The sequence below is a fragment of the Shewanella sp. 553 genome, assembly GCF_059338375.1.
On record NZ_CM181701.1, the window covers coordinates 1,341,156 to 1,364,599 of the forward strand.

Below are 23,444 nucleotides of genomic sequence, written 5' to 3' on the forward strand. Positions count from 1 at the left end.
ACGTTATCCAGTGGAGTGTAAACATGTTGCGGATTGGGGTTGATTTAGGCGGCACTAAAATTGAGCTGGTGGCCTTAGATGAGCAGGGCATGGAGCAATTTAGAAAGCGAGTCGCGACGCCTGCAAATTATGCCGCGACACTCAATACCATTGTCTCGTTAGTCAATGAGGCCGAGGCACAATTGGGGCAAACGGCGACGGTTGGAGTTGGGATCCCGGGGGTAATTTCTCCTTTTTCAGGCTTAGTTAAAAATGCCAATTCGACCTGGCTCAATGGTCACCCGTTAGACCTTGACCTGTGTGAGCGTTTGGATCGTGAAGTGCGGATAGCTAATGATGCCAACTGCTTTGCTATTTCAGAGGCCATCGATGGCGCGGCCGCGGGTAAGGCGATGGTATTTGGAGTGATTATTGGCACCGGGTGTGGTGCTGGTATCGCCATCAATGGCAAGGTTCATGGTGGCGGTAACGGCATCGGCGGCGAGTGGGGTCATAATCCTTTGCCTTGGATGACGGCGGATGAATTTAATTCCACCGCGTGTTTTTGCGGAAATAAAGATTGTATCGAAACCTTTATTTCAGGCACCGGTTTTGTGCGTGACTATCACCATAACCTCGAGCCGCATCAGCAAGGTAAGGTGTCTAGCGGAGTCGAAGTGATGGCGCTAGTCAATCAAGGTGATGCGCAGGCGATGGCCTGTTTTGAGCGCTATATTGATAGGCTTGCCCGCAGTTTGGCCCATGTGATCAATATTCTTGACCCGGATATCATCGTATTAGGCGGCGGCATGTCTAATGTCACTGCCATCTATCCTCGGCTACCGGCTTTCTTATCTCGCTATGTATTAGGGGGCGAGTGCCGCACAGCAGTGGTGCCGAATTTATATGGTTGTTCATCAGGCGTCCGCGGCGCGGCGTGGCTGTGGTGATAGTGAAAGTGAATAAACCGCACTCGCTTGGTATTGCATATCGCTTACGTTAAACTTGCGCAACGCTAATATTAAGAGGCAAGGATAGCCATGTTCTGGGTAAAAAAAATCATATCGCAACTGCTGATGCCAGTGCCGTTAACCATTATCTTATTGCTTCTCGCGATTATGATATTAAGGCGGCGTAAACTGGTTAAGTCCTTAATCGTAAGCGCGTGCTTACTTCTGTTATTTTGCAGTAGTCAATGGGGCAGTTATTGGCTGGCTTCATCGCTTGAATCGCAATATGCAGTGAATAATCAACCCATGGGCTCAGGCTGCGTGGTGATGGTTCTTGGCAGTGGTCATGACTCAGCTATTAATGCCAGCGCGAGTCAGCAGTTGTCAGCCATCGCTTTAGCGCGCTTAACCGAAGCGGTGCGTCAATTAACATTAGGGCCCAATTGTCAGTTAGTCGTGAGTGGTTGGGGCGGAGGTGATAAGTTGCCTCAGGCTCAAGTGATGGCGCAGGCCGCGATTGAACTTGGGGTCGATGCTGCGCGTATTATTCGTTTGCCATTGGCTAAAGACACGCTCGAAGAGGCGCAGCATCTTCAGTGGGAAATTGGCGATGTGCCATTTCGCTTGGTGACATCGGCGACTCATTTGCCACGTGCAATGCAGATATTTACTCAAGCGGGAACTCAGCCACAGCCTGCACCCGCAAATTTTATTGCCCGCCGAGGTTACTGGTGGCAGTTTGATGCCAGAAATCTGCTGACCTCTCAGCAGGCCATTCATGAATATGTGGGATCACTGTGGCTTAAGATTAAATTTGCAGTGGCAGATGAGCCGCTGATTTAGCATAAATCGTTTTAATTATCAGTGGCCTTGAGGGCCTACTGAGTTGTAGTGAGAGTTATAGGTGCAAGAATCAATCGTTATTCGTGCGGTATCAAAACGCAACGGCTGGAGTTTTACCCTGATAGGCTCTATCGCGTTAGTAAGTGCGGTAGTGATGTTTATTGCATCGAGTTCGCTAATGGGGCTGGGGCTTGCCTGTTTTGTATTTGGCGCGCTTTTTACTGTGCTTGGCGCCGCGAAATTAATGCAGCCAGAGGTGAGTGTGGAACTACGTCCGCAAGGTTTGGTCTACCATCATCATCGTGGCAGTATTTATTTAGAATGGGACAACATTCAGCGTGCCGATATGCCGCGAAATATACAGGGCTTTGACAATCATGAGCTGCCTTATATCGGGATCAAACTAAAGCGATTGGCGCCGCTTATCGATGATATTCCGCCGCGTTTGGCGACCGGTTTGCTCACGGAGCAGCGGCCATTATTGATGTCATCGCTAACCTTAGATGGTGAGTTGGCGGATCTAGAGCGTTATCTTAATTCAGAATTTTCGCCTCTGACGCTAGAGGGTAAAGCCTATAAAGGCGTGCAGGCGATGTTTTCCCGCCGTTGTGAGCAGCTCAATGGCCAGTTTGGCTACCATGTTTATATTCCGGTGGATTGTTTAGATAGAGCGCCGCGCGACTTTTTAACCTTAATTAGAGACTATAAACAAGCTGCCGAGTTAGCTCAGTAGTGTGCGGGCTTTAGAGCAGTTTAGGCGCGGTGGAGTGCACTCAGCGCCTAGATTTGATACATACTGCCGTTAGTTAACCAGCTCTGCGTTAGCATGATGGGGTGAATGTTGTTCAGGTGTTTCTTGGTGCATTTGCTCATTTGACAGCAAAGCTACCTCTTCTTTTACCCGCACGCCGATAAACTGGCCACCGGAAAATATCTCCATTGAGTTACAGGCTATCTCGCCTTCTACCGTTCCGGTGCCGGTAATAATCAGCTTTTCACACTTGAGCTTGCCCTTAAACAGGCCAGAGACTTTGATCTCTTTACATCGCAGCTCGCCATTAATATAACCATCGGTTTCAATAGTGATTTTATTCAGCGCGCTGATCTTGCCTTGCAGCTCCCCACCGATCAAGGCTTCTCCAGAAAAGTGGCTTTCACCGCACACCTTAGTGCCTTGTGCAATAAAAGTCAGGCCTGCATTACTGTTTTTTCTTTTAAACATAATAGTCACTGTTGTTACGATTCTAAGTAGATACTACCCGTAAAACCTGCCTAGTAAAACCACTAATATTTGGCGCGCCTGTCAGTTTTTTGGCAAGCATACCGCCTCTTTTGTGGTGATGGATATTGACTGGTTGGGGCAAGGCGAGACGCATGCGCCGCAGCCTGTGCAGCTATCAAGCATGATGGAAGGTTGCGGGGCGCCGCCAATCGACGGTGTAAAGTTAATCGCGCTGGCGTCACAGGCATCTTTGCAGGCTTGGCACCAGATGCCACTGTTTGCTAAGCAGCTGTTGTCTATTGAGGCTCTTAGTTGCCAAGGTTCGTGCGTAGTATCATTAAAGAGAGGTTCTTTGCAGGCACTTACGCATTTGGTGCAAAAGGTGCACTCAGCCTGACTAAAATTCACTTCAGGGAAGCCCCCGTCACCGCGAAATATAATGTCTGTTTCGCACGCCTCAATACACAGGTTACAGCGCGTACAGATATCGGTAAATTCAACATCAGTTCGGCTCCACGGTGGGCGTATCGCCTGCTGCTGGCGACGGTTAAACAGCCTACGGCGGCTCTGATTAATTGCGTTGCTCATGCTGTTAGGTCCAAAAGCTGATGATGTAGAGCGCCGAGGCGCTCTACAATGTGGGCAGGTATTGAGGATACCTAGGGTTAGTCATGGTATCCGTTTGGATTGCTCGATTGCCAGTGCCAACTGCTGTTGGCCATATCTTCGATGCTGTGCGTCGCTTGCCAGTTGAGCTCGGTTTGTGCCTTGTTAGGATCGGCATAGCAGGCGGCTATATCACCAGGTCGACGCGGCGCAATTTGATACTTGATCTTGTTTCCGCAGGCTGTTTCAAAGGCTTTCACCATGTCCAGTACGCTATAGCCTTGGCCTGTGCCCAAGTTATAGGTGACTAAGCCGCAGCCGCTATTGAGTTTCTCTAGTGCTTTCAAATGGCCTAAGGCCAAGTCGACGACATGAATATAATCACGCACCCCAGTGCCGTCATGGGTGTCGTAATCATTGCCAAATACACTTAAAAATGCCCGCTTACCCACAGCAACCTGAGCGATAAAGGGCATTAAATTGTTCGGGATATCGTTAGGATCTTCCCCTATTAGCCCGCTAGCATGGGCGCCTACTGGGTTGAAATAACGCAACCGAGCAATATTCCAATTAGGATCAGAGTGATACAGATCGTTTAAGATATGTTCCACCATGAGCTTAGATTGCCCATAAGGGTTGGTTGCCCCTGTCGGAAAGTCTTCGGTGATCGGCAGTGAAGCGGGGTCGCCATAGACGGTTGCCGATGAGCTAAAGACTAACTTTTTAACATTAAAATCAGCCATCACCTCACATAACACTAATGTGCCGGTGACATTGTTTTCATAGTAACGCAGTGGTTGCGCCACCGATTCTCCGACCGCTTTTAATCCAGCAAAATGGATCACCGCCGTGATTTGGTGGTCGGTAAACACTTTTTGTAAAAACGCTTTATTGAGTACATCGCCTTGATAAAAGGTGATCTTCTTTTGGGTAATGTGTTCGACACGTGCTAAGGCTTCGACACTGGAATTAGACAGATTGTCGATAACGACAACGTCTTGATTATCATTGAGTAATTCAACAAGGGTGTGGCTGCCAATATAGCCTGCACCACCCGTTACTAAAATGGTCATTAATCATTGTCCTGTGGTAATGCTGCAACCAGCGTCTTAAGGTATTGGGTAAACTCTGGACCTATTTCTCGATGGCGCAGCGCATGTTCGACACACGCTTGCATATAACCCTGTTTGTTACCGCAATCGTGGCTTTTGCCTTTCATGTAATAGGCATTAACAGTTTGTTTTTCCATCAGCATGGCAATGGCATCAGTGAGTTGGATCTCATCGCCAGCGCCAGCGGGGGTTTTCGACAGTAACGGCCAGATCTCGCGTGGCAGAATATAGCGGCCGACCACGGCTAGGTTTGATGGTGCCTCTGTGACCTCGGGTTTCTCAACCAAGGCGCTGATGGGCTCAGATTGGCCAGGGGTTAAGGCGTGGCCATTGACATCGGCGATACCGTATTGGTCGACGCAGTGCGCTGGCACGCCCTCGACCATGATTTGTCCGGTTTCGGTGTCGTCGAACAAGTTAACCATGTCGGCGAGATTATCACGGCTTAAATTGCAGCTAAATTCATCGATGATCACATCGGGCAGCAGCACGGCAAAAGGCTCATCTCCTACCACTTTTTGTGCGCAGAGAATCGCGTGACCCAGCCCCTTTGCTTGAGACTGACGCACACTTATCACGGTTACTGCCGCTGGGCAAATAGCCTGCACCTCGGCCAATAATTGTCTTTTTACTCGGCGTTCAAGCTGAGCTTCTAGCTCAAAGCTGGAGTCAAAGTGGTTCTCAATCGAGTTTTTACTGGCATGGGTGACCAGCACAATTTCATTTATACCGGCGGCAATCGCTTCATTAACGACATATTGTATCAGCGGCCTGTCGACCACTGGCAACATCTCTTTGGGGATAGCTTTGGTTGCCGGAAGCATGCGGGTACCGAGACCCGCTACGGGGATCACTGCCTTTCGGACTTTGTGCTGTTTCATCCTATTCCTAGATGTGGGGCGATGTTGGCCTTATTCTAATAAAAAACCTTTGAAAAGCCATTTTAAACTGCAGTTAAAGGTAATTATTGTCATTTTATAGACAAATGCGACGATTTCATTACATCTGTTAGCTTATTGAAATACAGTCATTTTAATCTAGCCAACTCCATGGTTGTAAATTTTAGGTTACAGAAATGGCGTAAGTATTGGGTAATTTAAAAGTGTGATCCGGTTAACAAATCATCGGTTTTCGTCAACTATGGAGGCAAGCGCAGTTAAGGGTTGTATTTATCATGAGTAAAGCGACAACATATCAAGCTAAGTATCCGGACCGACATGGGCGTATCGATTACACCTCTTGCGAGCATGAAACATGGCAAGCCTTGTATCAACGTCAGCAAGATAATGTGCCTAAATATGCGTGCGATGCCTATTTACACGGATTAAGTGAACTGGCCTTGCCCAGTGAGCGAATTCCGCAATTGAGTGAGATTGATACTGTCTTGAGCCGCACGACAGGTTGGAAAACCGCGGCGGTGCCGGCGTTAATCTCTTTTGAGCAATTTTTTCAGTTGCTGGCTAATAAAGCGTTTCCTGTGGCGACCTTTATTCGCTCTAAAGAGGAGTTTGATTACCTGCAAGAACCCGATATCTTTCATGAGATTTTTGGCCACTGCCCACTATTAACCAACCCCTCGTTTGCTCGTTTCTCTCATCAATACGGCAAGTTAGGCTTGGCTGCCTCGAAAGAGGAACGGGTCTTTCTGGCACGTTTATATTGGTTTACGGTGGAGTTTGGCTTAATTAGGCAAGCGGATCACCAGCTTAAAATTTATGGTGGCGGGATTTTAAGTTCGCCAGGGGAAACCTTGTACGCCATGAGCGAAAAGCCGTTGGTAAAGCCTTTCGATCTCATTGACATACTGAGAACACCGTACCGTATCGATATTATGCAGCCGATATATTACACCATTGAATCAATAGATTATCTCGATGAAATTGTGAAGATGGATGTGATGTCGGCGGTCACTCAGGCGCGTCAACTTGGGTTACGTGCGCCATTATTTGAGCCCAAAGCTAACGTCAGCTAGGCTGTGGATTAACCCTACTATCAAGATTTAAGGATGATATATGTCGGAATTAGCACAAATGAAGTGTGAAGCCTGTCAGGCCGATGCCCCTAAGGTGAGTGAGGCCGAGCTAGGAGAGTTACTCAATATGATCCCAGATTGGGGTGTACAGGTGCGTGACGGTATTATGCAGCTGGAGCGCGTGTATAAATTTAAGAACTTTAAATTGGCGCTGGCCTTTACCAATAAGGTGGGGGAGCTCGCTGAAGCGGAGTTTCATCACCCGGGGATCTTAACCGAGTGGGGCAAGGTGACCGTTACCTGGTGGTCACATTCTATTAAGGGCTTGCATCGTAACGATTTCATTATGGCTGCCAAGACCGACCAGTTGCTCGATTAAGTTAAAAGTTATTGAGAATCAGCGTTATAAGTTTTTTATGGCGCTGTTTTATTTTATGAGTTTATTTTCCGCTGTAAACAAGTCTTGCCACTTATCGCAGAACATTCTAACGTATAGGCGTTTTATCGGCACCGACATCGCCACCCTTATTTTACCTGGGTGATGCGGGGCGGTTGCAAAGGATATTCCCAATAATAACGCAGTAATAAGAACAACAAAGGGACGATAATAGTATGCGCTTAGCGGTAAGTTGTATTGACCGTGTGGGTCTAGCAAAAGATATATTGGTGGTGTTAGAGGGCTATGGGATTAACCTGTTTGCCATTGACGCCAGCAATCAAGGGTTTCTCTATCTCCAATTTGCTGAAGTTAAGTTTGATGTGCTCAGTGAATTACTGCCGTTAATCCGCAAGGTTGAAGGGGTCAGTGATGTGCGAACTGTCTCCTTTATGCCGTCAGAACAAGAACATTACGCGCTTAAAACCCTACTTAAAACCCTGCCCGATTCGGTGTTCTCTCTCGATGTAAAAGGGCGCATCCGCATCGTTAATGAGTCAGCATTGATGACACTGAACATGGGCGAGCATGAGGTGCTAGACGAATCGCTTAACCATTGGGTACAAGGATTTAATTTTTCCCGTTGGCTTAGCGAACCACAGGTGCTTGCGCAGGCGACACGGGTCAACATAGGTCAAAGTGAGTACCTCGCCGAGATGCTTCCGATTTACCTGCCCGATGAGCAGGATAAAAGTATTCTTGCGGGCGCCGTAGTATCACTTAAGTCTCCGGCCCGTTTAGGTAAACAGTTTAACGCGCTGCAAAATCAGACCACGGGTTTTGAAAACGTGCTTGCGGTCAGTGATAAAATGAAAGAGGTATTAGTGCAAGCCAGAAGGATGGCGCAGCTGGATGCACCTTTGTTGATCACTGGCGAAACCGGCACGGGGAAAGAGTTAATGGCGCGCGCCTGTCACGATGCCAGCATGCGTCGAGAATATCCTTTTATTGCCATTAATTGTGCAGCGATGCCTGACAGTGCGGCCGAAGAGGAGCTGTTTGGTTATGTGAGTGGCGGCGAGGTGGTCAAACGCGGCTTTTTTGAAGAAGCCAAGGGCGGTACGGTCTTTTTAGATGAAGTGGCGGAAATGTCCAAGGCGGCGCAGGTCAAGTTGCTGCGCCTACTGCAAGATGGCACTTTCCGACGCGTCGGTGGCGATGTCGAGGTACGCTCCGATGTGCGTATTATCTGCTCGACTCAGAAAAACCTTGCTGAATTGTGTCAAAGCGGCGAATTTCGCGAAGATCTCTATTACCGAATTCATGTGCTCAGCTTTCATCTGCCGAGTCTGCGCGATCGCAAGGTGGATGTGATCCCCTTAACCGAGATGTTTTTAGAGCATTATAGTCAGCAACTGTCCATCCCCATTCGCCGTATCTCGGCGCAGTGTCGTGAGCATTTGCTCAGCTATGCGTGGCCGGGCAATGTGCGTCAGTTAAAGAATGCTATTTTCCGCGCTGTTTCTATGTGGGACGGGTCGGCCGAGTTAACCGTGGAGCAACTGAAGTTGCCCTCTTATGCGGAAGGGTTTGGTTATTTTGATCACGAGTTTGAAGGTTGTTTAGATGATGCCATGAAACAGTTTGAGGCCAATATCTTGAGGCGTCTCTATCCGGCTTACCCCAGTACCCGCCAATTGGCTAAAAAGCTGGGCATGTCCCATACCGCTATCGCTAACAAACTACGCGAATATAAGATTGGTAAATCAAAAGGCGGTTGACGCCTTGTTGGTGGTGCAAGAGCGCCTAGGCTTGTAACGCAGGATTTACAACAATTAACCAGGGCAAATATAGCGTGATTTAGGTCACGCTATTTCTATCTGAGTGGGCATAGGGTATTTGTATGCTCATGCCGAATTATTAAGTACGCCAGAGAACGATGCACGGCCATTGCGGTGCCATCACCAATAAGAATATTGAGGAGTAGCTATGAAGTTAGCGAGTTACAATAATGGTCGCCGTGACGGCCAGTTAATGCTGGTCAGTAAGGATTTAACCAAAACTGTTGCCGTGCCAGCCATCGCACATACTATGCAGCAACTGCTTGATGCGTGGGATTTACTGCAGCCTCAGCTGCAAGAACTTTATGAAGCGCTCAACAGTGGCATGCTTGATAATGCTATCGATTTTGATGAAGCCAAATGTCTGTCGCCCCTGCCTCGCGCTTACCAATGGGCCGATGCCAGTGCCTATGTCAATCACGTGGAATTAGTCCGTAAAGCCCGCGGCGCCGAGATGCCAGCAAGCTTTTGGACCGATCCCTTAGTGTATCAAGGTGGCTCAGATAGCTTTATTGCACCTAAGGCCGATATTGAGCTTGCAAGTGAAGAGTGGGGCATCGATTTTGAATCAGAAGTGGCGATTATCACCGACGATGTGCCTATGGGCACTGATGTGGACTCTGCCGCTCAGCACATTAAGTTGATCATGTTGGTGAACGATGTATCACTGCGTAACTTAATTCCGGCTGAACTGGCCAAAGGCTTTGGCTTTTTCCAATCAAAACCCTCAAGCAGTTTCTCGCCAGTGGCGGTCACCCCAGATGAGCTTGGCGATAAGTGGCAAGATACTAAGGTGCATTTACCTTTAATTACCCATCTCAATAATCAACTCTTCGGTCGACCTAATTGTGGTGAGGATATGACGTTCAATTTTAGTCAGTTGATTGCCCACTTTACCAAGACGCGTCCCTTAGGGGCTGGAGCGATTATTGGCTCAGGTACTATCTCTAATTACGATCGCAGCGCTGGCTCGAGCTGCCTAGCGGAAACCCGTATGTTAGAAACCATTGCCGATGGTAAACCATCGACCGAGTTTATGCATTTTGGCGACAGGGTGCGTATTGAAATGCTTGATGAACATGAGCAATCGATATTTGGTGCTATCGATCAGCAGGTAGTGAAATACCAAGGGTAAATTGACCAGCACGTGTAATACGGGGCGACAGTAATGCGCCCCGTTTTTGTCGCCAGGGTTTTTCGGCATAGGGAGTGGAGCATGAAATTATTAGGTTATTGGCGCTCGAGCGCCGCTTATCGAGTACGCATCGCACTGAATATAAAAGGTGTCGATGTTGAGCATCAATCGATACATTTAGTTAAAGCGGGCGGTGAGCAACATCAAGCTGATTACGCCGCATTGAATCCTCAGGAGTTAGTGCCAACCTTAATTGAGGATGATGATGAACTGGCGTTATCACAATCGCTGGCGATTATTGAATACCTCGATGAGGTTTATCCCGAGCCACCCCTCTTGCCCCATGATGTGAAAGATAAAGCCATAGTGCGCGCCATGGCACTGGCTATCGCCTGTGAAGTCCACCCGCTTAATAATCTCAGAGTGCTGCAATATTTAAGTGGCCCGGCGGGACTTGATGAAGCGGCTAAATCGGCATGGTATCACCACTGGATCCACAGTGGTTTTAGCGCGCTTGAAACCCAATTGGCAACCTATGCCGGGCGTTACTGCTTTGGTGATACTGTCACCTTGGCGGATCTGTGTTTAATCCCTCAGGTATATAACGCCAAGCGCTTTAATGTTGCATTGAGCGCCTATCCGCATATTGAGCGTATTTATGATAATTGCCTACAACTTGATGCGTTTATTCACGCCTCCCCCGAGCTGCAAGCCGATGCGCAGTGAGATCTAATTTGGCTAACCTTAATGAGCTGATATGGCCTAATCCCCGTCTAGCCGGTATTAGCGATGGGTCATCAGAAAGTCGACAAAGGCTCGGTCAGCCAGCCCGACGGGGCGGTCTTTGTTCCAAGCAATATACAAATCTAGATAGACCGCAGGTGAAAAGGGCCGCGCCAAAATATTATCGCGCTGCTCTATCACCATCTCTAGCACACTCGTGATGGCATAGCCTTGTGCCACCACCTGTTTAATCAGGTTGATCAAGTTGGTTTCAAAGGCGATATTGGCCTCCAATCCCAGCTGTTTGGCTTGAGACAACATCCATTCTCGATGAAAGTAACCGGGTTTAAACATCACCAATTCATGTTGGAAAAATTGTGGCAGGGTGATGCAACTTTGGTCTGCCAGTGGGTGATCTTCACCTAGGGCGACCACCATTTGCTCTCTCAGCAGTAGGTGACTGTCGAAGTTGGCTTGCAGATCTTGCCCTGTGATGATGGCGATATCGACCTCTTCATTTTGCAACATGCGCAAACTGTCGCGGGTACCGCCCTCAAATAATGACAGTTTCAAATCGGGATAACGATGGCGAAAGGCCATTAAGCGCGAGGGTAAATAGTAAGAGCCCAGCATGCCGGGCACCGCAATGCGCACTTCTCCCTTAGTCAGGTTCGCCATCGATTTGATGTGTGCCTCAGCCTGCTTAAGTTGCTTGATGATGAGACAAGCGTGCTGATGCAGGGCGTTACCCTCGGCGGTGAGGGTCAAACGACTGCCATCTTGGCCGCGATAATGTTTATTGCGATTGATCAGGGTGACCCCTAAATCGGTTTCCAATCGTTTGATGCTTTGACTTAGTGCCGGCTGGGCAATATTGAGTTGTTTGGCCGCCAAGGTGAAACTGCCTTTGGTGGCTAAGGCATCGAAATGTTTAAGTTGTTTGATATCCACATCATTGCTCACTGAGTTGGTTAGTTGCTAGTGCTGTTATCGCTAGGGTCGTTAGTAAGGTTATCTTAGCCCTTGTTCAACGGTATCTTAGCTCTTTAAACACCAAAGTAATCTTGGAGCTAAACCGACTGAGCGCAAGATATATCCATAACAAAATAATATGGACTCAATCAAAATAATCTATTTTTGTTATGTTAGGGCTAATGCTAGCCTGTGTCTATTGAGATAACAGAGAAGTGTGTCACCCATGAGTCATCAACAACTGCAAACCCGATTAATATGGGGGCTGTCCTTAGCCTCTGTGGTTGTGTATATCAATTTATATTTGGTGCAAGGCATGCTGCCACTCATTGCTAGTAGTTTTCATGTATTACCCGCGCACGCCACATTGCTGCTGTCAGTGACCAGCTTCTCGTTAGCCTTTTCATTGCTGTTTTATGCCACCTTGTCGGACAAAATTGGTCGCAGAAAGCCACTGTTGTGGAGTTTAGGGCTGCTAGTACTTGCCGATGTCATGTTGCTGTTTGTGACAGAGTTTAGTGGTTTGATTGCACTGCGCTTGATCCAAGGGGCTCTATTGGCGGCGGTGCCCGCCATTTCGATGGCCTATTTCAAAGATATGCTCGATAAGTCGGTTTTACTGAAAGCGGGAGCGGTTTACATTGCGGCCAACAGTTTGGGTGGTATTGCTGGGCGATTACTCGGTGGTGTCATGACGCAATATCTTAATTGGCAACAGTCGATGTTATTACTGTGCAGCATTACCGCCCTTGGTACCTTAGTCGTGATAGGGCTGTTGCCTAATCGCGATAAAATTCGCGCCGAGCGTGGCGAGATTAAATTACGTTTTCAGCGCAGCGACGCCCAAGGGTTTTGGTTACACCTTAGCGATAGCACCATGATTAAATTGTATCTACTGGGTGCTATGGCCTTTATGGTGATGGTCAATCAATTTAGTTATATTCAGTTGCACCTGATGCAAGCGCCCTTTAACTGGGGGCGTTTTGAGGTGACCTTGATTTTCCTCTGTTATTTAAGTGGCACTTATGCCTCTTTTCGCTCCGCTAAATGGGTGAATAAATTAGGCCGCCAACCCTTATTTGTGTTGTCGACATTAATGATGTGTCTGGGGAGCATGGTGACCTTGCTCGATAATAGTGAGGCGATTGTGGCTGGCTTTATCTTATCCAGTTTTGGTTTTTTCACTTTTCATAGCGTCTGTAATGCTTGGGTAGCCCAGCGTGCACAGCAGCATAGAGCTAAAGCCACCGCTTTGTATCTGTGCAGTTACTATCTTGGTGCGGCGATAGGTGGCCCTTATCTATTACCCTTTTGGCAGCATTGGGGCTGGAATGGCGTTGTGGCAGGTAGCCTAGTGGTGTTATCGCTGGTGGCCGTGTTGGTACTGTATTTGGCACGCGCTCAGCGGCGCGTGCCCGTATCTTTGGCCGATGTAGCAGGTTAAGGCAAACCCCTCGACGGTTTATCTACAGTGACTGCCAATGCCTATTGGATAAAGGTTTTACGGTTGAGGCCAAATTTTTGCATCTTGTCATACAGGGTTTTACGCGGTAATTCGAGCTGCTGCATGGTCAGTTTAATACTGCCTTTATTGACATTGAGCGCCTCCTCAATCAACAGGCGCTCAAAAAATTCTACCCGTTGCTGCAGTGACATATTGGCATTGAGTTGATGGCTTGGGGTCATCGATGTGGCAAAGGCTGCTTCGCCGCCAAGCAGGACATAGCGTTCGGCAAGGTTTCTTAACTCCCTGACATTACCTGGCCAATCATGAGAGATCAGCTGAGCGGTATTTTCTGTCGACAGTGGAATAAGTGCTTTGTGGTAACGCGCCGATGCGACACGGGCAAAGTGTAAAAATAACAGTGGAATATCTTCCCGGCGTTCACGCAGCGCAGGGATAGGTATGGTGACAAGGTTGAGGCGATATAAGAGATCTTGGCGAAATTCACCAGTATTGCACAGGGATTTAAGGTCCATCTTGGTTGCGGCAATGATGCGAATATCTAAGGCAATACTCTTGTTTGACCCCAGTCGCTCTACTTTTCTATCTTCAAGCACGCGCAGTAACTTTACTTGTAAGGCCAGCGGGGTACTTTCAATCTCATCGAGAAACAGGGTGCCACCGTTAGCGTATTCGAACTTACCTATGCGAGTTTTGTCGGCTCCGGTAAAGGCACCGGCCTCTGCGCCAAATAGCTCACTTTCGATAATGGTTTCAGGGATCGCACCGCAATTGATGGCAACAAAATTGGCGGCGCTGCGGACACTATGATCGTGTAAGTAGCGCGCCACTAACTCCTTACCTGTACCGGTTTCTCCCTCGATTAAGATGTCGGCGGGCATGTCGATCACCTGTTCGATAATATGGCGCATCTGCTTTATGCCGGGGCTGTGACCCAGAATGCGCGGCCCAGGTGTACTGTGTGATTCGAGCTCCTTTTTGAGGCTACGATTTTCCAGCGTCAGGCTGCGTTTTTCTAGGGCGCGTTTTGCAATGTCGAGCATATGTTCGTTGTTAAACGGCTTTTCAATAAAGTCGTATGCCCCCTGTTTTAGCGCTTGCACCGCCATGGCGATATCACCGTGCCCTGTGAGTAAGATAATAGGGATATCTTTATCTTGGCTTAAGAGATCCGCCATCAGTGTTAAGCCGTCGATATGTGGCATATTCACGTCGGAGATCACTATCCCAGGCCAGTTTTGAGGTAAGGCGTGCATCAGTTGTTGCGGCTCGGTAAGGGCGATTGCTCGATATGATTCCAGCTCAAATAACTGAACCAATGCGCAGCCGATAAGGGGTTCATCATCGACAATAATTATGTCGTATTGTGTTAGTTCATCGGTTAGCATCATGGCGTTCCTGGTGTATATGTGGCCAAGGTAATGTTAAAAATGGCGCCGCCTTCTATGCGGTTAGCCACGCTTATTTGCCCTTGCATGGTTTCGATGATCCGCCGTGAAATAGACAAACCAAGGCCGAGCCCATGGCGAGAATTAGTGTAATAGGGGTCGAAGATTTTTTTCATTTGGCTCTCTTCAATCCCAGAACCACTATCTTCGATGCTAATGCTGACTCTATCCGTCACCGTTACGCCGATAATCAACTGTTTAGGCGAACTGTGTTGCATGGCTTTAATGGCATTGCTCATTAAATTCACCAGTACCTGCTGTAGCCGGATAGGATCGCACCAAATATGGATCTGGTTATCGTCGACATTAAGTTGCAGCTCAACCCTCTGTTTATCGACTTCTGGCTGAATAATGGTTAAGGCATCGTTGATGCACTGGGCTACGTTGGTGGCTTTCTCATTGCCAGCACTTTTACGGGTGAAGCTTTTAAATTGCGACACGATAGCGGCCAGCCTGTCGGTTAACTCTATGATAGTGATGATATTACGCCCTACATCATCCCACTTGGCTCTGGCCAGTAAGGTTTGGGTATTTTGGGCGTAACTGCGGATAGCGGCCAAGGGCTGATTGATCTCATGATTGATACTGGCCGATAAACTGCCTATCACGGTGAGCTTAGCGGCTTGGATTAACTCATCTTGGGTCTCTTTGAGTTGTCGATGGCTACTCTCTAAAGCTTGAGTTCGTTCTTGTACTCTTTGCTCTAACTGTTCGTGTGCGTGACGCATTCGTAGGCTGTTTTTACGTCGCTCAACGGCGTACAGCAAGGCTAGGGCTATTAACAGGTATAAGGCGCCATAAAGCAGCAATAAGGGCGGCATAGCCTGATAAGTTGGTGCCATAGGGGCTAGGATATGCAATTTCCAACCAGCCTCTGCCATTACTGTTTGGCTGTCCATGTAGTCAATGGCGTTGTTATTGCTGTGGTTAATCCGGTAGATAGGGTAGCGCTTATCCGCTGGATCTGTGTATGGCGGCTCAATGGTTAATTCGTGGATAGTTCTATCGGCATAGCGGCGTGACTGCTTAATCTGCTGTTGCCGCTCGGGTGTTACCGCATTGAAAGCGGCCAGACGCCATTGTGGGGCGCTCGAGATAAAGATGATGTCATCGGGATCGCTAATGGCAAATTCATAATTGCTGGCTCTGGCCATACCGGTACCGTGCTGTTCTATCTCGGTAACATCGACCTTTACCACTATCACACCAAGAATTTCTGGTTGCACTTGCTCTGCAGATTGACGTTGTCCGCTAGTATAGATGGGGTAAGAGAAGTAATAGCCGCGTTTATTGGAGCTGGTGCCCACGGCAAAGTAGCGTCCGAGTTGGCCCTTTATCGCTTGTTGGAAATAGGGGCGAAAGGCAAAGTTTTGTCCGATAAACGAGTAACTTTGCTGCCAATTACTGGCGGCAATGGCATCGCCGTTGGCATTGACCAGATAGATATCGAGCGCTTCGGTGATACTCTGGATCTCTTGTAAATACTGATTTAATGCGCTGAGGGGGCCTGTGTCACCTTGTTGCTGCAGTGCGTTGACCAATAATGGATTTTTCGACAGTACGTGAGGGATGCTTTGATAACGAGATAGGGCGCCCGATAGAAAACTGACCAGCTCTTTCATCTGCGCGGCAGATTGACGTTGAGTCTGCTGGTAGCCATGATCTAAATGAAACCAATAGGCGATATTTAATACCAGCACTAGGCCTAATGCGATAATCAAAGTGACGCTGAGGTATTTTTTTGTTTTTATATTCATTGACATAAAATGCATGTCCGCATCAACAATAGTGAGTCTGGCAAGGGGAAAGCTACCGTTGCCAGACTCACTTAATTGTTAATTAAAATCAAGTTATTTAATAACCATTTAACTTATCAATATATTCAGGCAGGAATAACGAGATCTGTGGAACGTAAGTGATCAGTGCTAAGAAGAACAGCAACAATAGCAACCAAGGTAAACAGGATTGAATCACCCATCCCATGCTGCGCCCCGTGATACCCGCGGTCACAAACAAGTTGAGCCCTACCGGCGGGGTGAGCATACCAATCTCCATATTGACCACCATGATGATGCCTAAATGGATAGGATCAATGCCCAATTGCGTCGCGATTGGGAATAAAATCGGCGCCATGATGAGCAAAATTGCCGAGGGTTCCATAAAGTTACCTGCAGCTAGCAGTAACAGGTTGACTATGATGAGGAAGCCCCAAACGGGAAGCCCCATGCCAACGATGGTTTCGGCAATTAAGTGTGGGATGCGCTCAGTGGTGAGCACGTGGGCAAATAACATCGCATTAGCGATGATAAACAGCAGCATAATACTGACTTTAGCGCCATCTCTGACCACGTGGCGGATCTCTTTGTCCACCGGGGTTTTAAGCACGGCAAGCAAGATAAAACCGATATTACGTGCACAAGCCTTTAGAAGGGACTCGCCGCGCTCTCGCCAGCTGACATTTTTTAGTGGCCCAATATCGCGATAGCCAAATACGGCAATAAAGTAAGCGTAAACACACGCTACCGCAGCAGCTTCAGTAGGGCTGGCAATACCACCATAGATGGAACCTAGTACGATAAAAATTAGCGCTAGGCCGCCCATGGCTTTAGCGCTCGATATGGCCAGTACTTTTACCCCTGGGAAAGGGCGAGAGGGGAGTTTCTTAATACGCGCAACAATGTAGATGGCGAGCATGAGTAAAAGCCCCATCATTAATCCCGGTATTAACCCTGCCATAAACATTCTGGCTGCAGACACTTCGGTAGCGGCGGCGTAAACCAGCATGACGATGGAAGGGGGGATCAATATGCCTAATGTCCCTGAGGTGGTAATAACGCCCGCGGCAAATTTTTCCGGATAGCCCGCGCGCACCATACCCACGATGACGATAGAGCCAATGGCGGCAACGGTTGCAGGCGATGAACCAGAGACCGCAGCAAAGAGCATACAGGCCATGACAGAGGCCATGGCTAATCCGCCACGAATATGACCAACACTGTCCATGGCAAAGTCGATGATCCGCCGCGCCACACCACCGGTTGATAAGAAGGCTGAGGAGAGAATAAAAAAGGGGATCGCCAGCAGGGTATAATGCTCAGAGGTCGACTCATACAGTTTAAGGGCGATTGAGGCCAGTGAGTCATCAGAAAACAATAAGATGGTGAGCATGCTAGAAAAACCTAGCGCAATGGCAATAGGCATACCGATGAGCATGCACAGAAACAGACTAATAAACAGGATGGCAATCGTCATTACTTATCTCCCTTGGTGCCAACATCAGGCTTATCACTGTTATTTTCAGCAAGATGCATGCTTTCCTTGGCTTCATCGGCAAAACTAAAACCATCAGTTTTATTTTGTAAAATAGCGATAGCTAATTCGATAAAACGCCATGTGAGTAATGCAAAGCCAATTAATAAGATACTTTGTGACATCCACAGTGGTACGGCGGGCTCTTCAACATCGATGCGTAAATATTCCCAGGCATTGTCTGGGTCAAGCTGGCTAATTAAAAAGTGCGGTAAGTCGATGTCTTCCATCGGTACGCCCACTTGGTACATTTTTGCAAGGTAATCCCAGCTGCCTTGTAAAAACATAGCGCAGTAAATTAAGCAGACAATGACGGCAATAATAGCGGTGACTTTACGGCCTTTTTTGGGTAGTTTTTTGACAAAGGCATCGACGCCGATGTGGGCGCCGACCTTCACACCATAAGACATACCAAATAATACAAACCAACCACACAGGGTGAGTGTCAGTTCCTGGATCCACAGAAAACCTGTGTTAAAGAAAAAGCGCGCAATCACTTCAGCGAACACCAACACCGTCATGGTGGTGATTAACGCATTGAGCACACCTTCTTCAAAATATGAAAATACACGAGATATCATCTCTGTTGCTCCTTAAATAGGAAAGAGGCCGCCAGCCGTGAGCTCGGCCTCAATACATCCCTATTAGCTTAGCGAATCGTTATTGTTGTTATTTGTTTGCAGCGACGGCGGCTTCGATAAGATCTTTACCAATTTTATCTTCAAACTGTGCCCATACTGGCTTCATGGCAGTGACCCAAGCGGCGCGTTGTTCTGGAGTCAAATAGGTAATTTCTGAGCGCTTAGAGTCGATAATGGCTTGCTTATCTTTATCGACTTTGGTCGCCGCAATCTCGTTACCATAAGCAACCGCTTCATCTAAGGCAGCTTTGATCACTTTACGCTTATCATTTGGGAGTGATGTCCAGAATTCATCAGAGGTCACCACCATGTAATCTAAAACGCCGTGATTACTCTCGGTAATATGGCTTTGCACTTCGAAAAATTTCTTCGAGTAGATATTTGACCAGGTATTTTCTTGACCATCGATAGCACGTGTTTGCAGTAGCGTGAACACTTCTGAGAAGGGTTTTTTCACCGGTATCGCATCGACTGCTTGAAATTGGGCAGCCAAAACGTCAGATGCCATAATGCGAAACTTTTTGCCGCCAGCATCTTCCGGCAAGATCAGTGGGCTACTGGCGGAAAACTGCTTCATGCCATTGTGAAGATAACCAAGCCCGACAAGGCCTTTTCGCTTCATCGAGTTTAATAATTTTTGTCCTGACTCGCTTTGTTGAAAACGATTAACCGCTTCCATATCTTGAAATAGGAAAGGTAAATCAAAAATTTGTAGTTTCTTGGTGTAACGTTCAAATTTAGACAGCGACGGTGCTACAAATTGCACATCATTGAGCAGTAATGCTGACAATTCGTTATTGTCACCAAACAACTGAGAATTAGGAAAGACGTTTACCTGATATTCGCCAGGGAGTCGCTCTTCGACTAAGGCTTTAAATTTAAGGGCCATTTGGCCTTTTGGCGTATTCTCTGCAACCACGTGAGAGAACTTAATTTCTACTGGGGCGGCAAACACCGACAGGCTGGCAGTTAATAAGGTTACTACCGAGGTTAGCTTAGCCAGCCGTTTAAGTGAGTGCAGAGTGAAATTGGTGTTTGATATGCTCATATTTTTTCCCTTATGTTATTAATCCTTTTGGCTTTATGGGCCACAAAGGCTGAGTTTACTGATGAACTTAATAGGGAAGTATAGGCAAGGAGTGGGCCATAAATGTTATTTTTATGTAAAACCAAAGATCTCAATAGGTTGCATTTAGTGCTGTGTTTCAGCGAGTTGACTAATGGGGCAGATCTCGCCAGTTAAATTAACCTAAATGGGTGGGAAATGACCCATTTAGGTCGCAAGCCTTATCCAGCAGCAGGATTTGAGTACTCATTTAGTTAGTACTCATGTTGGTAAGGAGTTTGACGTTGTGCGAGAAAGTGAGCGAGTTCTGAGTGTTATGGTCAACATCACGACTAAATAAATGGAGTAAGCATCGAGTGACGTAATGTCAGATTAGGTAGAATAGCGGGCGGAGGGAATAAGAAGAGTGGGAATAGGGTTTATCAAATCCTTAGTTTTTTATGCTGTAGCGTACAAGAGAGAGTATCTTGAGAGAAACAGCACCTACTCACTCGCTAAGTTACTGTAACTCTTGTTGGTAGCGTTATTTTATTGGGTCAATTCGTTTCATAATAGCGTCGCTAGGTAATAATTCTAAATGGCCGTGAGCATCAAAATACCAGCCTGTAATAAAGCCTTTTTGCCGCATAGCCACTAAATTCTGCATGACTTCTTTAGCTTCAACCATAGCTTGCTGCTCATCACATTCATGAGTGAGCTTTAAATAGGCTGCAATACTTGCCAGTGAGGCAGATTGTGTGACTTCGGCCATAATAACCACCAATACTCATCGGTTGTTGAACTCAATATTATTGAAGAATAGTCGAGGCGAGTCGTTTAGCAATGACAAATTTGAACCAAAACTTATGGCTAATAGGCTGATTAATTCTAAATAGGGAATTGTAATGCAAAAGAGGAAATATGGTGGTCGATACTGGGCTCGAACCAGTGACCCCCTCCTTGTAAGGGAGGTGCTCTCCCAGCTGAGCTAATCGACCTGGGATTTCATAATGTTTTAATTCTTTATGAAAAGAATGGTGGTCGATACTGGGCTCGAACCAGTGACCCCCTCCTTGTAAGGGAGGTGCTCTCCCAGCTGAGCTAATCGACCTGGGATTTCATAATGTTTTAATTCTTTATGAGAAGAATGGTGGTCGATACTGGGCTCGAACCAGTGACCCCCTCCTTGTAAGGGAGGTGCTCTCCCAGCTGAGCTAATCGACCTGGGATTTCATAATGTTTTAATTCTCTATGAAAAGAATGGTGGTCGATACTGGGCTCGAACCAGTGACCCCCTCCTTGTAAGGGAGGTGCTCTCCCAGCTGAGCTAATCGACCTGGGATTTCATAATGTTTTAATTCTCTATGAAAAGAATGGTGGTCGATACTGGGCTCGAACCAGTGACCCCCTCCTTGTAAGGGAGGTGCTCTCCCAGCTGAGCTAATCGACCTGGGATTTCATAATGTTTTAATTCTCTATGAAAAGAATGGTGGTCGATACTGGGCTCGAACCAGTGACCCCCTCCTTGTAAGGGAGGTGCTCTCCCAGCTGAGCTAATCGACCTGGGATTTCATAATGTTTTAATTCTTTATGAAAAGAATGGTGGTCGATACTGGGCTCGAACCAGTGACCCCCTCCTTGTAAGGGAGGTGCTCTCCCAGCTGAGCTAATCGACCTCGCTGTGTGGGGCCGTATTATAGGGAGCGTTGATCGAGTGTCAACGCTTTTTTCGATAAAAACGTTAGTCCGGTTCAAATTTGTGCGGACTGCGTTAATGTTAAACAGAGAGGGGGCTTACATCAGCTTGAAGCGATTAAATATTGTCTGTTGTGTTAGGGGATCTCATTGAATCACTGGGAGCAATTCAACTTGCTAAAGATAAAGCCTGGCTTTTAGAGGCAGCATAACCTTGTGCTACTGAGGTTCTTTATTGGGAGCCGTTACCATAGTCCAGTTTAAGGTAAGTCGAGTTAGCGTTTTTAATTGCTAGATTCGAGAGGTCATTGACCGATACTGCTCAATAATTGCTTTTTGGGTATCAAAGCGAATCTATTAGTCTGTTTCAATACTCATTAGATTAATGTCCTGTATAAAGTATAAATGCGCTTACCTTACGCTTACCTTAAATGAGTGGCTCCAATATTAATGATTAAAGGCACCAAGTGTACATTTAGTTTGTGGCAGCCTTGTGGTGGCTGTCGATGATGGCTTATCGCAATGATATGATGCAGAGTATTTTCTCTTAGTGGGTTTGGCTGTTAGAATAGCCACCACATTTAATAGTTCAGTCTACTCTAGACTTTCGACAATAGGTTTATGTCCCATTATGACGACTAAGACGCGTTTTGCTCCAAGTCCTACCGGCTTTTTACATGTAGGTGGTGCTCGTACTGCACTTTATTCATGGCTATATGCCCGTGCTAACCAAGGTGAATTTGTTTTACGTATCGAAGATACCGATATAGAGCGTTCAACACCTGAAGCATGCGAAGCCATATTAGAAGGCATGCAGTGGTTGGGACTCAATTGGGATGAAGGTCCATACTACCAAACCAAGCGTTTTGACCGTTACAACGAAATCATTGCTCAGATGCTAGAGCAGGGCACTGCGTATAAGTGTTACTGTACCCGTGAACGCATCGAATCTATGCGTGAAGAGCAAGCGGCCAAGGGTGAGCAACAAAAATATGACGGTTACTGTCGTGATAAAGCACCACGAGACACTGACGAGCCGTTCGTTATTCGTTTTAAAAACCCGACAGAAGGCAGCGTAGTATTTGATGATCATGTTCGTGGTCGTATCGAAATCTCTAATGAGCTGCTCGATGATTTGATTATTGCCCGTACTGACGGCACACCGACTTATAACTTCTGTGTTGTGGTTGATGACTGGGATATGGGGATCACTTGTGTTGTGCGTGGTGAAGACCACATTAATAACACCCCTCGTCAAATCAACATTCTTAAAGCGCTAGGTGCACCAATTCCAGAATACGCCCATGTGGCGATGATCTTGGGCGATGATGGTGCCAAGCTATCTAAGCGCCATGGTGCAGTAGGGGTGATGCAGTATCGTGATGATGGTTTCTTACCTGAAGCGCTACTGAACTATCTCGTGCGTCTAGGCTGGTCTCATGGCGACCAAGAAGTGTTTTCTATCGATGAGATGAAACAACTATTTAAGCTCGATGATATCAATAAAGCCGCCTCGGCTTTTAATACCGATAAGCTTATATGGTTGAACCAGCATTATATGAAAGAGCTAGCACCAGAATATGTAGCTAAGCATCTTGAATGGCATATGGCCGATCAAAACATCGATACCAGTAATGGTCCAGCGCTAGCGGAAGTGGTTACCGCGTTGGCTGAGCGTGCGAAGACCCTTAAAGAGTTGGCGGCGTCTAGTCGTTACTTCTATGAAGACTTTGCTGAGTTCGATGAAACTGCCGCTAAAAAGCATCTTCGTGGTGTAGCGCTGGAGCCATTACAACTGGTTCAGCAAAAATTAGCCGCATTACCAGAGTGGACATTGGAAGGAATTCATCAAGCGATTGAAGATACCGCGACTGAATTAGACGTTGGTATGGGTAAGGTCGGTATGCCACTACGCGTTGCCGTAACAGGTGCGGGTATGTCACCTGCTGTTGATTTAACCTTATTCCTCGTTGGAAAGGCTCGTTGTGAGCAAAGAATCTCCAAAGCGATTGAATTTGTAGCAAATAGAATAAATTCCTAAAAAACGAGTTGACACTTTTGGGTGTGCTGCATAGAATGCGCCTCGCAGTTGGGACACAGCGTAGCAAAT

General features: G+C 47.1%; 21 protein-coding genes and 7 tRNA genes. 10 read left to right on the forward strand and 18 right to left on the reverse strand.

From position 1 onward, the window contains the following. The first annotated feature begins 23 nt into the window (after nt 1–23). The 3 genes from mak to AC5YBZ_RS06045 all read left to right on the forward strand — a co-directional run bounded on the left by mak (nt 24) and on the right by AC5YBZ_RS06045 (nt 2,505). On the forward strand, nt 24–929 hold the full coding sequence (gene mak, locus AC5YBZ_RS06035) for a fructokinase (protein WP_494524586.1): 906 nt from the start codon (nt 24–26) through the stop codon (nt 927–929). A 90-nt stretch (nt 930–1,019) separates the two neighbouring features. Then, nucleotides 1,020–1,772 carry a YdcF family protein gene (locus AC5YBZ_RS06040; RefSeq protein WP_494524587.1) on the forward strand — a complete coding sequence of 251 codons (753 nt, stop codon included), beginning with the start codon at nt 1,020–1,022 and terminating at the stop codon, nt 1,770–1,772. Between the two features lie 61 nt (nt 1,773–1,833). After that, nucleotides 1,834–2,505, forward strand: coding sequence for a DUF2982 domain-containing protein (locus tag AC5YBZ_RS06045; RefSeq protein ID WP_475516351.1), 672 nt, complete (start codon nt 1,834–1,836; stop codon nt 2,503–2,505). Between the two features lie 69 nt (nt 2,506–2,574). On the opposite strand, the gene AC5YBZ_RS06050 is transcribed toward AC5YBZ_RS06045, so the two are convergent. From AC5YBZ_RS06050 to galU, 4 genes are all read right to left on the reverse strand, one after another. Beyond that, nucleotides 2,575–2,994, reverse strand: coding sequence for a bactofilin family protein (locus tag AC5YBZ_RS06050; protein ID WP_475516352.1), 420 nt, complete (start codon nt 2,992–2,994; stop codon nt 2,575–2,577). 81 nt (nt 2,995–3,075) lie between these two features. Continuing rightward, entirely contained in the window at nt 3,076–3,582 is a 507-nt protein-coding gene (gene napF / locus AC5YBZ_RS06055) for a ferredoxin-type protein NapF (RefSeq protein ID WP_475516353.1), read from the reverse strand. A 77-nt stretch (nt 3,583–3,659) separates the two neighbouring features. Continuing rightward, the gene (gene galE, locus AC5YBZ_RS06060; RefSeq protein ID WP_494524588.1) at nt 3,660–4,673 is read right to left on the reverse strand and encodes a UDP-glucose 4-epimerase GalE; all 1,014 of its coding nucleotides are present in this window, start codon (nt 4,671–4,673) and stop codon (nt 3,660–3,662) included. Further along, entirely contained in the window at nt 4,673–5,593 is a 921-nt protein-coding gene (galU, locus tag AC5YBZ_RS06065; protein ID WP_494524589.1) for a UTP--glucose-1-phosphate uridylyltransferase GalU, read from the reverse strand. The genes galE and galU overlap by 1 nt, the downstream gene beginning before the upstream one ends. Nucleotides 5,594–5,886: 293 nt before the next feature. Here galU and phhA point away from each other — a divergent pair, with 293 nt between their 5' ends. The 5 genes from phhA (at nt 5,887) to maiA (ending at nt 10,762) form a co-directional block, all read left to right on the forward strand. After that, the gene (gene phhA / locus AC5YBZ_RS06070; RefSeq protein ID WP_494543570.1) at nt 5,887–6,684 is read left to right on the forward strand and encodes a phenylalanine 4-monooxygenase; all 798 of its coding nucleotides are present in this window, start codon (nt 5,887–5,889) and stop codon (nt 6,682–6,684) included. A 40-nt stretch (nt 6,685–6,724) separates the two neighbouring features. Beyond that, complete coding sequence (locus AC5YBZ_RS06075; protein WP_494524591.1) at nt 6,725–7,063, forward strand: 4a-hydroxytetrahydrobiopterin dehydratase; 339 nt, start codon at nt 6,725–6,727, stop codon at nt 7,061–7,063. A 233-nt stretch (nt 7,064–7,296) separates the two neighbouring features. Continuing rightward, the gene (gene tyrR / locus AC5YBZ_RS06080) at nt 7,297–8,841 is read left to right on the forward strand and encodes a transcriptional regulator TyrR (RefSeq protein WP_475516358.1); all 1,545 of its coding nucleotides are present in this window, start codon (nt 7,297–7,299) and stop codon (nt 8,839–8,841) included. Between the two features lie 208 nt (nt 8,842–9,049). Beyond that, on the forward strand, nt 9,050–10,036 hold the full coding sequence (locus AC5YBZ_RS06085) for a fumarylacetoacetate hydrolase family protein (RefSeq protein WP_494524592.1): 987 nt from the start codon (nt 9,050–9,052) through the stop codon (nt 10,034–10,036). A gap of 81 nt (nt 10,037–10,117) precedes the next feature. Next, on the forward strand, nt 10,118–10,762 hold the full coding sequence (gene maiA, locus AC5YBZ_RS06090) for a maleylacetoacetate isomerase (RefSeq protein ID WP_494524593.1): 645 nt from the start codon (nt 10,118–10,120) through the stop codon (nt 10,760–10,762). 57 nt (nt 10,763–10,819) lie between these two features. On the opposite strand, the gene AC5YBZ_RS06095 is transcribed toward maiA, so the two are convergent. Beyond that, complete coding sequence (locus tag AC5YBZ_RS06095; protein ID WP_494524594.1) at nt 10,820–11,710, reverse strand: LysR family transcriptional regulator; 891 nt, start codon at nt 11,708–11,710, stop codon at nt 10,820–10,822. Nucleotides 11,711–11,957: 247 nt separating this feature from the next. Here AC5YBZ_RS06095 and AC5YBZ_RS06100 point away from each other — a divergent pair, with 247 nt between their 5' ends. Then, the gene (locus AC5YBZ_RS06100) at nt 11,958–13,175 is read left to right on the forward strand and encodes an MFS transporter (RefSeq protein ID WP_494524595.1); all 1,218 of its coding nucleotides are present in this window, start codon (nt 11,958–11,960) and stop codon (nt 13,173–13,175) included. A 41-nt stretch (nt 13,176–13,216) separates the two neighbouring features. On the opposite strand, the gene AC5YBZ_RS06105 is transcribed toward AC5YBZ_RS06100, so the two are convergent. From AC5YBZ_RS06105 to AC5YBZ_RS06165, 13 genes are all read right to left on the reverse strand, one after another. Then, nucleotides 13,217–14,587 (reverse strand): sigma-54-dependent transcriptional regulator, encoded by a 1,371-nt coding sequence (locus tag AC5YBZ_RS06105; RefSeq protein ID WP_494524596.1) that lies wholly within the window; start codon nt 14,585–14,587, stop codon nt 13,217–13,219. Then, the gene (locus AC5YBZ_RS06110; RefSeq protein ID WP_494543571.1) at nt 14,584–16,407 is read right to left on the reverse strand and encodes a sensor histidine kinase; all 1,824 of its coding nucleotides are present in this window, start codon (nt 16,405–16,407) and stop codon (nt 14,584–14,586) included. Before AC5YBZ_RS06110 ends, AC5YBZ_RS06105 begins: the two co-directional genes overlap by 4 nt. A gap of 91 nt (nt 16,408–16,498) precedes the next feature. Further along, nucleotides 16,499–17,896: a TRAP transporter large permease gene (locus AC5YBZ_RS06115; protein ID WP_494524598.1), complete on the reverse strand. Its 1,398-nt coding sequence runs from the start codon at nt 17,894–17,896 to the stop codon at nt 16,499–16,501. Beyond that, entirely contained in the window at nt 17,896–18,534 is a 639-nt protein-coding gene (locus AC5YBZ_RS06120; protein WP_475516366.1) for a TRAP transporter small permease, read from the reverse strand. Before AC5YBZ_RS06120 ends, AC5YBZ_RS06115 begins: the two co-directional genes overlap by 1 nt. Nucleotides 18,535–18,622: 88 nt before the next feature. Beyond that, nucleotides 18,623–19,642, reverse strand: a complete 1,020-nt coding sequence (locus tag AC5YBZ_RS06125; protein ID WP_494543572.1) for a TRAP transporter substrate-binding protein — start codon at nt 19,640–19,642, stop codon at nt 18,623–18,625. Between the two features lie 541 nt (nt 19,643–20,183). Then, the gene (locus AC5YBZ_RS06130; protein WP_494519568.1) at nt 20,184–20,411 is read right to left on the reverse strand and encodes a hypothetical protein; all 228 of its coding nucleotides are present in this window, start codon (nt 20,409–20,411) and stop codon (nt 20,184–20,186) included. A 150-nt stretch (nt 20,412–20,561) separates the two neighbouring features. Further along, a tRNA-Val gene (locus AC5YBZ_RS06135) sits at nt 20,562–20,637 on the reverse strand. Nucleotides 20,638–20,674: 37 nt separating this feature from the next. Further along, nucleotides 20,675–20,750, reverse strand: a tRNA-Val gene (locus AC5YBZ_RS06140). A gap of 37 nt (nt 20,751–20,787) precedes the next feature. Then, nucleotides 20,788–20,863, reverse strand: a tRNA-Val gene (locus tag AC5YBZ_RS06145). Nucleotides 20,864–20,900: 37 nt separating this feature from the next. Then, nucleotides 20,901–20,976: transfer RNA gene (locus tag AC5YBZ_RS06150), tRNA-Val, on the reverse strand. Nucleotides 20,977–21,013: 37 nt separating this feature from the next. Then, a tRNA-Val gene (locus AC5YBZ_RS06155) sits at nt 21,014–21,089 on the reverse strand. Between the two features lie 37 nt (nt 21,090–21,126). Beyond that, a tRNA-Val gene (locus AC5YBZ_RS06160) sits at nt 21,127–21,202 on the reverse strand. 37 nt (nt 21,203–21,239) lie between these two features. After that, nucleotides 21,240–21,315, reverse strand: a tRNA-Val gene (locus AC5YBZ_RS06165). Nucleotides 21,316–21,965: 650 nt separating this feature from the next. Between AC5YBZ_RS06165 and gltX the strand changes: the two genes are divergently transcribed. After that, nucleotides 21,966–23,375 carry a glutamate--tRNA ligase gene (gltX, locus tag AC5YBZ_RS06170; protein WP_494519567.1) on the forward strand — a complete coding sequence of 470 codons (1,410 nt, stop codon included), beginning with the start codon at nt 21,966–21,968 and terminating at the stop codon, nt 23,373–23,375. Nucleotides 23,376–23,444: the final 69 nt, after the last annotated feature.

Coding starts and splice junctions, on each gene's coding strand:
- mak (WP_494524586.1), top strand. CDS start 24: ATGTTGCGGATTGGGGTTGATTTAGGCGGCACTAAAATTGAGCTGGTG.
- AC5YBZ_RS06040 (WP_494524587.1), top strand. CDS start 1,020: ATGTTCTGGGTAAAAAAAATCATATCGCAACTGCTGATGCCAGTGCCG.
- AC5YBZ_RS06050 (WP_475516352.1), bottom strand. CDS start 2,994: ATGTTTAAAAGAAAAAACAGTAATGCAGGCCTGACTTTTATTGCACAA.
- napF (WP_475516353.1), bottom strand. CDS start 3,582: ATGAGCAACGCAATTAATCAGAGCCGCCGTAGGCTGTTTAACCGTCGC.
- galE (WP_494524588.1), bottom strand. CDS start 4,673: ATGACCATTTTAGTAACGGGTGGTGCAGGCTATATTGGCAGCCACACC.
- galU (WP_494524589.1), bottom strand. CDS start 5,593: ATGAAACAGCACAAAGTCCGAAAGGCAGTGATCCCCGTAGCGGGTCTC.
- phhA (WP_494543570.1), top strand. CDS start 5,887: ATGAGTAAAGCGACAACATATCAAGCTAAGTATCCGGACCGACATGGG.
- AC5YBZ_RS06075 (WP_494524591.1), top strand. CDS start 6,725: ATGTCGGAATTAGCACAAATGAAGTGTGAAGCCTGTCAGGCCGATGCC.
- tyrR (WP_475516358.1), top strand. CDS start 7,297: ATGCGCTTAGCGGTAAGTTGTATTGACCGTGTGGGTCTAGCAAAAGAT.
- AC5YBZ_RS06085 (WP_494524592.1), top strand. CDS start 9,050: ATGAAGTTAGCGAGTTACAATAATGGTCGCCGTGACGGCCAGTTAATG.
- maiA (WP_494524593.1), top strand. CDS start 10,118: ATGAAATTATTAGGTTATTGGCGCTCGAGCGCCGCTTATCGAGTACGC.
- AC5YBZ_RS06100 (WP_494524595.1), top strand. CDS start 11,958: ATGAGTCATCAACAACTGCAAACCCGATTAATATGGGGGCTGTCCTTA.
- AC5YBZ_RS06105 (WP_494524596.1), bottom strand. CDS start 14,587: ATGATGCTAACCGATGAACTAACACAATACGACATAATTATTGTCGAT.
- AC5YBZ_RS06110 (WP_494543571.1), bottom strand. CDS start 16,407: ATGTCAATGAATATAAAAACAAAAAAATACCTCAGCGTCACTTTGATT.
- AC5YBZ_RS06115 (WP_494524598.1), bottom strand. CDS start 17,896: ATGACGATTGCCATCCTGTTTATTAGTCTGTTTCTGTGCATGCTCATC.
- AC5YBZ_RS06120 (WP_475516366.1), bottom strand. CDS start 18,534: ATGATATCTCGTGTATTTTCATATTTTGAAGAAGGTGTGCTCAATGCG.
- AC5YBZ_RS06125 (WP_494543572.1), bottom strand. CDS start 19,642: ATGAGCATATCAAACACCAATTTCACTCTGCACTCACTTAAACGGCTG.
- AC5YBZ_RS06130 (WP_494519568.1), bottom strand. CDS start 20,411: ATGGCCGAAGTCACACAATCTGCCTCACTGGCAAGTATTGCAGCCTAT.
- gltX (WP_494519567.1), top strand. CDS start 21,966: ATGACGACTAAGACGCGTTTTGCTCCAAGTCCTACCGGCTTTTTACAT.